This window comes from Armatimonadia bacterium, from assembly GCA_039679385.1.
GTDB lineage: Bacteria > Armatimonadota > Zipacnadia > Zipacnadales > JABUFB01 > JAJFTQ01.
Genome location: JBDKVB010000033.1, coordinates 1 through 11170, shown reverse-complemented (window position 1 = coordinate 11170; position 11170 = coordinate 1). Strand labels below are relative to the sequence as shown.

Annotated in this window: 8 protein-coding genes; 3 read left to right on the top strand and 5 right to left on the bottom strand. The window is 65.8% G+C overall.

The window, feature by feature from the left end:
- A partial coding sequence (locus ABFE16_03410) for an amidohydrolase family protein (GenBank protein MEN6344323.1) occupies positions 1 to 1019 on the top strand: 1019 nt, incomplete at its 5' end.
- 21 nt (positions 1020 to 1040) lie between these two features.
- Here ABFE16_03410 and ABFE16_03405 read toward each other — a convergent pair.
- Positions 1041 to 2624: a DUF3604 domain-containing protein gene (locus tag ABFE16_03405; GenBank protein ID MEN6344322.1), complete on the bottom strand. Its 1584-nt coding sequence runs from the start codon at positions 2622 to 2624 to the stop codon at positions 1041 to 1043.
- A gap of 193 nt (positions 2625 to 2817) precedes the next feature.
- Between ABFE16_03405 and ABFE16_03400 the strand changes: the two genes are divergently transcribed.
- Entirely contained in the window at positions 2818 to 7143 is a 4326-nt protein-coding gene (locus ABFE16_03400) for a sugar-binding protein (GenBank protein ID MEN6344321.1), read from the top strand.
- A gap of 125 nt (positions 7144 to 7268) precedes the next feature.
- On the opposite strand, the gene ABFE16_03395 is transcribed toward ABFE16_03400, so the two are convergent.
- Positions 7269 to 8036, bottom strand: coding sequence for a creatininase family protein (locus tag ABFE16_03395; protein ID MEN6344320.1), 768 nt, complete (start codon positions 8034 to 8036; stop codon positions 7269 to 7271).
- Positions 8037 to 8156: 120 nt separating this feature from the next.
- Here ABFE16_03395 and ABFE16_03390 point away from each other — a divergent pair, with 120 nt between their 5' ends.
- Positions 8157 to 8942: a hypothetical protein gene (locus ABFE16_03390; protein ID MEN6344319.1), complete on the top strand. Its 786-nt coding sequence runs from the start codon at positions 8157 to 8159 to the stop codon at positions 8940 to 8942.
- A gap of 58 nt (positions 8943 to 9000) precedes the next feature.
- Here the strand turns inward: ABFE16_03390 and ABFE16_03385 are convergent, their stop codons facing one another.
- From ABFE16_03385 to ABFE16_03375, 3 genes are all read right to left on the bottom strand, one after another.
- On the bottom strand, positions 9001 to 9744 hold the full coding sequence (locus tag ABFE16_03385) for a hypothetical protein (protein MEN6344318.1): 744 nt from the start codon (positions 9742 to 9744) through the stop codon (positions 9001 to 9003).
- A 138-nt stretch (positions 9745 to 9882) separates the two neighbouring features.
- Positions 9883 to 10200, bottom strand: a complete 318-nt coding sequence (locus tag ABFE16_03380; GenBank protein ID MEN6344317.1) for a DUF1232 domain-containing protein — start codon at positions 10198 to 10200, stop codon at positions 9883 to 9885.
- 88 nt (positions 10201 to 10288) lie between these two features.
- Positions 10289 to 11170 (bottom strand): hypothetical protein (locus ABFE16_03375; protein MEN6344316.1); only part of this gene is annotated, 882 nt, incomplete at its 5' end.

Sequence of the window (11170 nt, the reverse complement as noted above, 5' to 3'; positions counted from 1 at the left end):
GCAACGTCTCCTACTGGCGCCACAACCTGGTGATGTACCAGCGGTTCTTCGGGCTCGAGCAGGAGGAGCTCACCGACCACAACTGGGCGGCGGTGAACGAGGCGATCCAGCAGAAGACGGCGCAGCCTGACTGGTACCGCCAAGTGACGGAGGACGTGTGCAACCTCGAGACGCAGGTCCGCAATGTCCCGTGGTTCGAGGACTGGGAGCCCCGCTACTTCACCTGCGTGCTCCGAATGGAGTCGGCCCTGGAGCTGCACTTCCCCAACGCCCGCAAGCAGCTCGAGACTCACGTGGGGCGCGAGCTTCCGACTCTTGCCGCCGTCCGAGAGGCACTGGCGCAGGTCATCGAGGAGTACCGCGGTCGCGGGTCAGTGGGAATCAAGCTCGCCCATGCCTACACTCGCACTCTGGCCTCGGAGAACGTCCCGCTTCACACTGCCTCGAGTCTCTACGCCCGCGCCGTGGCCGGGGAGCAGCTTTCGCCCGCCGAGATCAAGGCGCTCCAGGACCACATCGTCTTCTACCTTGCGCAGGTGGCCGGTGAACTCGGCCAGGTCTTCGAGATTCACACGGGGACGCAGGGCAACTGGGGCGTCGTACCGGACTCCAACCCGCTGCACCTGATCCCGCTGCTGCTGGCCAATCGCAACACCCGCTTCGGCCTCTACCACGGTGGCTATCCCTACAGTCGCGAGATCGGGATGCTGGGCAAGCACTTCCCCAATGTATGGCTGAACATGGCGTGGATGTACGTGGTCACCATGGAGGGCACGCGCCAGAGCCTCAGCGAGTGGATCGACCTCGTGCCCGGCGATCGCCTCCTCGGCTTCGGCTCGGATGTGCCGACGCCGGAGTTCGTCTACGCCCACCTGGCCATGGCGCGATCCTGTCTCGCCGATGTGCTGGCGCAGAAGGTCGGGCGCGACTTCCTCAGCGAGGAGACGGCGCTCGACCTGTGTCACAAGCTCCTGCGCGACAACGCCATGAACCTGTACAATCTGAAGCCCCGCAGCTAGCCGCCCGGGCTCAGCGTGCCGTCACTGCTTGTCCGGCTGGTCGATCCAGATCGGGCTCGACCAAGCCAACTGACCGTTCAGTTGCGAGACCCGCAGGTAGTAGAAGCTGCGACCCGGACACGCTTCAAGACCCGGACCGGGGCTCTCCTCTTGCCACTCCGCGCGGACGGTGTACCCGGCCTGCGGGATCGCGGCATGCCGCTTCACCTTGTAGGCGTTGTGGTAGAAGGCGTCGGGGTTCTCCACCGTGTCCGGGTCGATACCGAAATGACTGCGGACCAAGTCCCGTGCCTCCTCCTCAAACACAATCAGCTCCGATCGGCGCAGGGCCTCGGCGAGGGTGAAGGTCTGCTGTCGCCCGTCGACCGTGAGCGTGATCGGCGCGTCGACCGGGGCCTCGACCTCGAACACCACGGTCTGCTGACTGGTGTCGGTGACTGCGCCGCCCCCGCGCAGGATGGTGACAAGATGGAAGGAGTACTCGCTGGGACTCACCTGCTCCAGCTTCTGCCCGTGGGTGGTGAAGCACCCTTCCGCCGCCAGGATCTGCCCGGCGCTGAGCTTCAGCCTTCCCTCCCAGACATGCTCGCCACCGGGGAAGCCATGGCGGGTCGTCGGTCCCCAGCCGACCTCGATGGGGAGCTTCGCCCGCACGGTTCCTGAGGTCGGCACGTCCCAGGAGCCGTTGTGGCAGTGCGTGAAGACCACACGGTTGTTCTTGATGACCTCGATCCGATCCAGGGCCTGCGTGCCTTCGACCTCAGCCCACAGCTTCACCGGGCCTGCCGTCTGCAGCACGTCGCCCATGAACCCCTCGTTGAGGCCGAAGCGCAGCTTGATCCGGTCGCCGGTGATTCCGTAGGTGCGACGCGCCCGGAAGGCCTCCCACAGACCTTCTCGACTGAGCTCCTCGGCCCACACGCCCAGAAGACCGATGCCCCACTTCCCGGCGAAGCCGCCGCCGTTGTCCCCCGAGGCGATGATCCCCAGCCGCAGTCCCCGAGCCAGTCCGTCCTGCACCGTGCCACCTGTGACCCGTGGCCCCATCTGCGCGTTCTGCACCATTGGCCGGGGTGTGTTGCAGCCCTCCGAGGAGCCGTGGACCGAGAAGACCTCCACCAGCGGGCTCACCTCTTCATCAAGGTGGTCCCAGTCCTTGCCTCGGTCGCCCACCCGATAGCCCGGGTGATGGGTGACGGCGATTGCGTCCAGCTCCCGCAGGTGTGCGTACAGGTCATCGATGTGCATCGACAGGTCCAGGGGCGGGTCATCCTGCAGGAAGAACACGTTGCAGTCACCCCAACGTTCGCGGTCTCCGGTCCACTCATACCCGGCGCAGGTCACGAAGCGTTCCGCGGCGTGGTACTCCTTCGCAAGCCGCTTGATGAGCTGCCACTCGGCCTCGAACTCCGGCTTCATCCCCACCGACTCCACATGCAGCCCTTCCGGCGTGTTGTAGAAGTACGCGGGGTAGTACACGATCGGCAGGAAGTCGAGATACTCGCGGGCGCTCTCGAAGGCCCGGCGCAGCACCTGCTCCCACTGATCGTGACCCAGCCACTGCGGCTTGAACTGCGCGTGCATGTCTCCCCAGTACAGGTTCATCGACGCTCACCTCCGGATGGGTTGCTCGCACCTGGGGAGCAACCTCACCATCGTATTCAGCGGGCCTCTTGTGCCGACCTTCCTCCGTCGAGGATCACTCGAGGGCAGCCCGGGGAGGACTGGAGCCCTCTCGCCGCGAAGGGGCGCTTGGAGTAAGCACCGCTCTACAAGGCCTCAAGGAAGGTTGTGTGCCATGCGTCGATGCGTGCTGCTGCTGGTGGTCCTGTTGGGCTCCGCCCTGAGCTGCTGGGCCTGGAATCCGCCGACGGATACCGCCGGCCCCCTGACTGTCACAATCGAGAAGATCGACGACGTCCGGACCCTGGACCTCCCCTTCCCGGTGACCGTGACCCTCGAGAACAAGGGCGACCAGGAGGTGTCCGGATCGCTGCGCCTCCATGTCATCGACGACTGGCGCATCGAGCGGGACAACCCGCGCCGGTTCTCCCTTGCCGCTGGAGCGAAGGCCGACTTGCAGTTCTCGGTGGTTGCGGGCAAGAGGAGCTACGCTGCCCTCTACCCCATCCATGCCTACGCCGACTTCCGATCCGGCGACCAGGCCCTGCAGGCCCACGCGATCCTGATCACTCAGGTCGCCCGCGAGGCCCTGGCGCAGGCACGTCCCAGGAACCTCACCTCAGTGGAGTGCCTCGCAGCCGCTGCGCCGATCAAGCTCGATGGTGACCTCTCGGAGTGGGGCGAGGCCGTGCCGGTTGCCCTCGGCGAAGCTCAGCGCAGTCTCGGCTCCCTGAATGCGGCCGAGTTCAGCGCGGTGCTCTATGCCCTCCACGATGACCAGCGCCTCTACCTGGGGCTCCGCGTTAGTGACCAGGAGATCAGCGCCGAGGACCTCACCTCCGACGACTACATGAACAGCGACTACCTGCGGCTGTACTGCGCTGCCCAGGCTCCGGCTCTCCGGAAGGGCTCCTCACTGACCGCCGATGATCTGGTAGTGGCGATGAACCCCTTCGCAAAGGGCGGCCCGCTGGTCAAGGTCCCGACCTTCGGAATCGCCACGCGGCTCGTCGACGACCTGACCCAGATCGCATGCGCCCCAAAGCGGACAGCCACCGGGTACGAGGTCGAGATCGCTCTGCCGCTGGCCCTCGTCGGTGACAAGCTCGGCGCCGGCTCGACGCTGGGCTTCAACCTCATGATCGGCAACGCCCTTGGCGGCCGTCGTGTCGGCGAGCTAACCCTCGGCGGCATGGACGACGCCTACTGGCTGTCGCCGAACTCCTACGTGCCCTTGCACCTGAGCTCTTTGACCCATAGCGACGCGCAGGGCGCACTTCCGGTCACTCCACTGTCGCGGACCGCGACCCTGTCCCTGGAGCGCCTCTCCTCCTGGAGGGTGCAGGTGCAGACCCCCGACAGGGAACCCAAGAGCCTCGCACTCGGTTGGACGGGCTCCGATCCCGAGACCGGCGCGACCTTCAACATCACCACCGCCGCCCGTCCCGAGGCCAAGAGCGTGATTGGCATCCATCCGCCCTTCCGGCCGGGCTCGGGCACCATGTGGGCCGATGCCCGCTTCACGCTTCCCGCGGTCACGCCCATCACCCTGACCTTCGCAACCGCCATCCGCGACAACGCCGCTACCGAGCCCCCCAGTGACGGTGTGGAGTGGCGGGTGTATGTGGCTCCGGAGGGTGGGGACTTCGCCCAGCTCTTCCAGCGCTTCAGCGACGCCAAGCGATGGGAGCCCGCGACTGTCGACCTCAGCGCCTATGCGGGCAAGACCATCACGCTGCGGCTGTGGAACGGCACCGGGCCCAAGAACAACAGCACTTGCGACTCCGGATTCTGGGCCACGCCGACCCTGACGGTCGGGGAACGCCCCCAGGCCGAGACACCGGCGGAGATCGCCGAGCGTGCCCAGACGGCGATCACTCGTGCCAAAGCCGCCCTGCGGGGCGAGAAGGACCACTTCCAGTGGCTCGTGGAGAACAGCGCGGGCAAGTTCGGAGTCGGCTGGGCAGCCGGTCCCTATGCCTTCGCGGAGGGTAGCCTGGCCTTCGTGGCCGAGGATGGTCGCTCGGTCGTCTTCGAGCGGTTCCTGATGCGGATCGACGGCGAAGACATCACCGATCCAGCTTCGACCCGCCATGCCGTAGATGGTCGCGCCAACTGGACCCCTGACGGCAAGGTCACCACTCTCCGCGACCTGATCGATGGCCCCGACGACTCCGTGACCACCTGGGCCAGCATCTCCGCCGAGAACGGTGCGCTCAAGATCAAGTTCTCAATGCCCACCGTCGAGCGCAGCAAACGGGGCGAACCGCGCTTCACCCTCCTGGGAGTCGGCCCGACCGATCGTGCTGCACGGCGCGTCTACGCGGGCTTCGGCAATGTCATCCAGGACCCGGGGCCCTTCACGCTGTCCGCGGGCGGGTTCTCGCTCAGCACCCGCCATGTGGGCGTGGACTACGACAACGGGATCAGCATCCTCCAGGCCTCGGATGTGTTCCCGTACCGGTTCGAGGTCAACCCGGACCGCAAGCTCTACTCCCTCCAGACCGGGCACGACGCCACGATCACCCTGATCCCCTCGCTCAAGGGGGCCTTCGCAGCCGCCCGAGTGTATCGCGATGTTGTGGGATTCAAGCCGGCCGGCGGCGTCGAGAAGCTCAAGGGCAAGTTCGCCATCGACTGGTGGGGCGGCCACGACATCGCCGCCGACGTCCGGCGGGCCGGAGCCTACGGTCTGAACGACTCGATCTTCATCAAGCACGCCTGGCAGCGCTGGGGCTATGACTACCGCCTGCCGGACATCTACCCGCCGAGCTGCGATCCGAAGGTCTGGGCCGATCTGGTCGCCGCCTGCAAGGAGAACGGCATCCTCTTTGCGCCCCATGACAACTACATCGACTTCTACCCGGACGCCAGCGACTTCAGCTACCAGCAGATACTCTTCAACGCCGACGGGACCCCGCAGCGCGCCTGGTACAACACGGGCCGCGATGCCCTGAGCTACCGCTGGCTGCCTGGCGCCTATCAGCCCTGGCTCGAGCGCAACCTCAAGCTCATCAAGGAGGGCTTCGCGCCCACTGGCTACTTCATCGACGTGTTCACGGCCCTCTCGCCCCTGGACTACTACGACCAGGAGGGCAACTTCCACACCCGCGTGGAGTGCGCCCAGAAGTGGGGCGAGTGCTTCGACTACGTGCGCGAGCAGCTCGGCGACAATGCCCCGACCACGAGCGAGGCCGGTCATGACGCCCTGATCGGCCACCTCGACGGCGCCCAGGCCGACCACTACTCCGCCGATCGCTGGTGCGCCAAGTTCGGCGACGGCGAGCGCGTCCCGTGGCATGACATGGCCAGTCACGGTAGCTTCATTCTCCTGGCCGGTGGTCTGGGCAGCCGCTACTCGAATGGCGACCCGCGATCAAGCTGGGGCAGTGACGACTACCTGTCCAACACGGTGCTCGGCGGCCGCAACCCCATGTGTGGCGGCCCCTGTGTCCGCGACACGGTCATGACCTACTGGCTCCAGCACGACCTGTGCAAGGAGCTCGCCAAACGCGAGATGCTCACCCATGAGTTCGTCGGCGACGACCTCCACCGCCAGCATGTGACCTTCAGCGACGGCGGCGAGGTATGGGTCAACCGTGGCGAGACCCCCTGGGAGGTCCAGGGCGTCGTCTTGCCTCGCTATGGTTACTTCGCCGAGGCGGGCAACTGCGTCAGTGCGATCGTGGACAAGCAGGGACTGAACGCACGCTATGCGACCAGCCCCGGCATCACCTTCGTCGACACCCGTCCCGTGGCCATGGACATGGCCAGCCGAGCACCGGTGCGCACCGAGGTGCTCTCCGTCAAGGACCTCGGCGGCGGTCAGGTGGAGGTCGTGGTGAAGTGGGAGGTCCTCAAGCCGCTGTCCACAGGGAACGTCGTTTTCACCCACCTGTGCCACGACAGCGTGACCGACCAGGGCGAGAAGATCGCCTTCCAGCCCTCGATGGGACTAGCGCCGGAGAAGCTGCAGGAGGTCGGCACGCACCTGGCCACCTTCCGCATGACCTTCGCCGCGGCCCAGCCGGACGGCCGGTACCGACTCCGCTACGGCATCTTCTCGCCCCAGTCCGGAGGACGTCTCGCCCCCATCGCACGACTCGACGGCGACCGTGTCCGTGGCGGGATCTTCACGGTCACCAAGGACGACGGCAAGGTCAAGTCCGTCGCCTACGAGGCCGAGGGCGAGATGCCGGGCTATGCCCGGCGCAACACGGAAGGCACCATGATCGACCTCGACGCGGTCGTCACGAACGGCTCCTTCCGCCTGCTGCACTCAGGTAGCCAGTGGCGTCTGCTGCCGCTGCAGGGCAGTCTGCCCTTCAAGGCCGAGCTGCGACTGGACAAGCTCGGTGCGACCGGCAAGCACCTCGTCTCGGTCACCGGACTGGCCCAGGACGGCAGCAAGGTTAGCGACGAGAAGTTCGTGCAGGAGGACAACCTCATCAAGCTCGACCTGAGCGCCGAGGCCTTCAGCTACGAGCTCATCCTGCGTTAGCCGCACCACTTCCGGCCCAAGAACACCTCAGGGCTCTGCCCCCTTCGCGGGGACAGAGCCCTGTTTGTTTGTGCCTAAGTACCTGACACATGCTGTCAGGTTGTTAGCGGGTTCCTAAGGCAGTGCTAGTCGCCCTGGTAGGGGTACCACTCATCTACCTCGGCGGCCGACATCTCCACCAGCAGGTCTGCGATCTTGGCCACCACGGCCTTCATGCACTTCTCGCCCTTCTCTGCAGAGGCCAGTGAGGGATCGCCGAAGCCGCTGTCGTGGGTGAACCGATCCCAGGGCCGTGCCACCCATGCCCAGCCCTCCTGCAGGGCCGTAAGCACGGGCTTGCGCACGGCGCCCTCTCCGGCCAGGTCACGCCGCACCAGCTCCGCGTTCAGGTGCAGGAGCAGGGAGGTCTCCATCTCATCCGCGTGCTCGCCCGGCTTCTCAAACAGCTCCTTGTGCCGCACCACGCCGTACCAGTTCACTAGCAGGACCTGCACGGTGGTCTCGCGGATCAGCTCACGCAGCAGGGGCTGGAACTCGTTGCCCCCGTGACCGTTGAGCACCAGCAGCTTCGGGATGCCGTGCTCCTCCGCCGAGGATACCAGATCGCTGATGACGGTGAACAGCGTGCTCGGGCGCAGGCTCATGGTCCACTTGAAGCCCAGGTTGTTCTCGTTGATCCCGTAGGGGATGGTCGGCAGCAGCAAGACCTTCGCTCCGCGGGCATCCGCGTCGGCACAGGCGGCCCTGGCAATCGCCTCAACCTGGATACTGTCTGTCGCGTAGGGCAGGTGTAAACCATGCGCCTCCGTGGCGCCCACGGGCAGCACTGCCACCTCGTAGCTCTGTTCCCGCGCCACTCCGTAGGTTGTCTCGGCAAGATTCCAGTTGGCCATTGGCTACCACTCCGTTCAATAGCAGTCCGGGTTCCCCTTGCACGGTTCGCGGCGCCAGCTTAGAATCCTGCGCGACGGACGGGTATGCGGGCCAACCTTGTCTGTGAGAGGAACCTCGACATGAGAGTCCTGCCCTTTGTCGCGATTCTGCTCCTAACAGTCCCCGGCTTCTGCGAGACCGCCCTGTTCCCCCTGACCTGCGCCGACCCTCAGGAAGCCGCTTCGCTGCTGACCGGGACCTCCGCCGCGCCGGTCACTGAAACCACCGGCGGCACAGTCGCCGAGAAGCCGCGGACCGCTGCCGGACTGATGCCCCCGGGCCTGGACAAGGTCTGGGTCCTGCCCGAGTACCGGGCCCTGGTGGCGCAGGGAACCCCGGAAGCCATCACCAGGGCACACGAACTCGTGGCGCTCCTCGACCAACCGGTCCGGCAGGTGGAGGTCAAGGTCGAGCCCTTCTGGTGGGAGCAGGCAGACGCCGCTGCGCCGGACCCTGCCGCCGGGACTCAGGAGGCGCCTGAGCGCGCCGATGCCCAGGCTCTCCTCGCCGCCGGGGGCAAGCGACTTCGGACGGATACCTGGGCCCCTCTCGTGGTAGCGAACAACCGCAGTGGCGTGTTCTGGCTGGGGCAAGACTTCGGGGTGCGCTACCATCCGGAGGCGCTCAACTACGCCGTCTCGGTCTCACCACGGGTCAACGCCGACGAGACCGTTACCCTCTACCTGACCCTTCGTCCGGCCCTGGCTGATGCCGAAAAGGGAGCCGTTCTGGGCAGAGCCGACTGGGAGGCACAGCTCACGGTCAAGAGCGGCGAGAGCCTGTGCGTGGACTACCGCCAGCCGGGAACCGGCAACAAGGGAAGGGCCCGGATCCTCATCACGCCGCGCGCGCTTCCTCGGGGCTAAGGGGGTAGCTTCGCCCCTCGCAGGATCTCCACTCACCGCGACGGACGACCTGTCTCGTCTAGCGCCGCTCGGCACCACGCTGGACGGCGGTGTTGAAGCTGCGCTCGAAAATGCCGGCGATTCCGCAGGACTGACGCAGGAAGTAGAAGGGGTGGGGCTGCCCGCCGTCGTCGAGAAGCACGGCAATGCGTAGTGCCGACGCGGGCATCAGAAGCTGGTTGGCCAAGGGCCGGTAGCGCACTCGCTTGACCTCGCCGGGCTTGAGGGTGAAGGGCTCGGGCTGCGGTGCGCTTGAGGCGCCCTGCGGGTCGAGGAGCACCCATTCGCCCTGCACGGCATACTGCAGCCCCAGCACGTTCTCGTCATCCGTCACCCGCATGGGCTCGTCGCCGTCGAACAAGGAGACGGGGATGGCGATCTCCACCATGCGGCTATCCAGCGGCGGCGCGATGATCGTGCGGCCGATGGACTTGACCGTCACGGGCTGCCGGCTGTCATTGCGCACGGCGAAATCGCAGGCGATGTTGTTGGCAGTGATCGCGAAGGTGTCGATGCGGGCACCCAGCGTCTTGTCGGAGACCCAGTACCCGATGTAGGCCACGTTGGAGGGCATCGTCTTGGCGTGGTACAGTCGGCTCTCCTTGGCGTCCCACACGGATGCCAGGATGATCCCCACAATGGCGACGAGGACGAAGACCGCGCCGCAGCCGGCACAGGCAATCGTCCGGCGGCTCAGAACCTTGGTGCGCGCCTCGCCGTTCTCCTCGGGAGTGGTCGGTTTGGGTTCCTCACGCTTTGTCATGTCAGTGTGCTCCCCCGTGACACCAAAGGAGTATTGCCTGCCTTTGCTTCGGGGCACCCCGAGGGTCGCCCGAAGGCACACCGCCTCACCGCCCGGAGTGCAGGTGTGAGGCGATGCAGGTTGTCTGTCGGATCGTCGCTAGCCGCCGCGATCGATGAGTTCCACATGCTCGGCGACAACATTCTGGGGACACAGTCGGATGAACAGCTTCGCCCCCAGATACAGCACGATCACGTCATCCAGATAGCCCAGACCGATCAGCGGGAACTCCGGGATCAGGTCCAGCGGAATCACGAAATAGAGGATGGCCACGATCAGCGGCAGCTTCGCAACCAGGGACACCCGCTTGTCATTGAGCAGGCGCCAGAACAGGCGGATGAAGTTCGGGGCATGGATCAGGTACTGGAGCGTGCTGCGATTGCGCCCCAGGGGACCTCCTCCACCAAAAGGCGGCATCTTGCTCGGTCTCCTTCAGACCCAGAACAGCGGTCCTTCCTATCCTATAACAATCTGAGGGGCACGGGAAGGTTCCCAACAGCCGCCGCTACTTCATGTTTGCCTTCAGGTGCTTCGCCAGGGCCTCAGCAGCCACCTCGGTAAGCTCTTCCGGTTCTACCGTCTGCAGCAGCTCCCACAGGTCGACCAACTGCTTGGAGGTCGCCTTGTCGGAGTTCAGGTCCATCCGGTGGATCACACTGTCGGTCACCTGCTGCCCAAGCGCCTCCTCCAGCGTCGCGACTGACTGGAGCAGGGCTGCGTAGGCAGGGATGTCAAGCGAGGCCGAGAGCGGATCGGTCTTCGGCGGGTTCGGCAACAGGTCGCGCTCCAGGTAGTGCTCGATGAGGGCCGGCATGTCGTTCAGGTTGGCTTCCTCACCCAGCCGGTCCGCCAGACGACCGATGCTCTGGTGGTTGAACACCCGGCTGTGGGCCGTGATCTCGATCGCCCCTTCTCCCGCTTCAGAACCCGCCCCGAAGAGGTCCAACTTCCAGGTGACACCGCCGGAATCGTCTGGCTCGCCGTTGGTGTCGACGATGGTCCCGGGCATCTGGAGGGTGAAGCGGGCGTAGGGCCCCTGATCGCCCAGCATGCCCATGAGTGCTTCGGGACGGAGCTTCTCGAGACCCTCAGGCGCAGCGCCGTGCCCTTCGGCGTTCTGGGCAAACACCACCCGGGCACTCGCCTGATCCCTTTGGTCGCCGGGCTCCTCTGCAGACGCGCCCGAGGCCAGGTCAAGGGCACCGCTCACGAAGTACTCAGTGGTGAACAGTCGCTTGACGACCTGGACGGTAAGGTGGGTCTTGCCCTTCTGGTCGCCGAAGGCCAGGAGCTCGGCGCCCACAGGAGCCGTCCGGGTGAGCACGGCGCCCTCATATCCCTCGCGGTCGAGAGCTTTGACCTGCCAGCCTTCCTTGCCCGCCTCCTT

Bases quoted from the DNA above. Each gene is read 5' to 3' on its own strand.
- ABFE16_03405 (MEN6344322.1), bottom strand. From the start codon at position 2,624: ATGAACCTGTACTGGGGAGACATGCACGCGCAGTTCAAGCCGCAGTGG.
- ABFE16_03400 (MEN6344321.1), top strand. From the start codon at position 2,818: ATGCGTCGATGCGTGCTGCTGCTGGTGGTCCTGTTGGGCTCCGCCCTG.
- ABFE16_03395 (MEN6344320.1), bottom strand. From the start codon at position 8,036: ATGGCCAACTGGAATCTTGCCGAGACAACCTACGGAGTGGCGCGGGAA.
- ABFE16_03390 (MEN6344319.1), top strand. From the start codon at position 8,157: ATGAGAGTCCTGCCCTTTGTCGCGATTCTGCTCCTAACAGTCCCCGGC.
- ABFE16_03385 (MEN6344318.1), bottom strand. From the start codon at position 9,744: ATGACAAAGCGTGAGGAACCCAAACCGACCACTCCCGAGGAGAACGGC.
- ABFE16_03380 (MEN6344317.1), bottom strand. From the start codon at position 10,200: ATGCCGCCTTTTGGTGGAGGAGGTCCCCTGGGGCGCAATCGCAGCACG.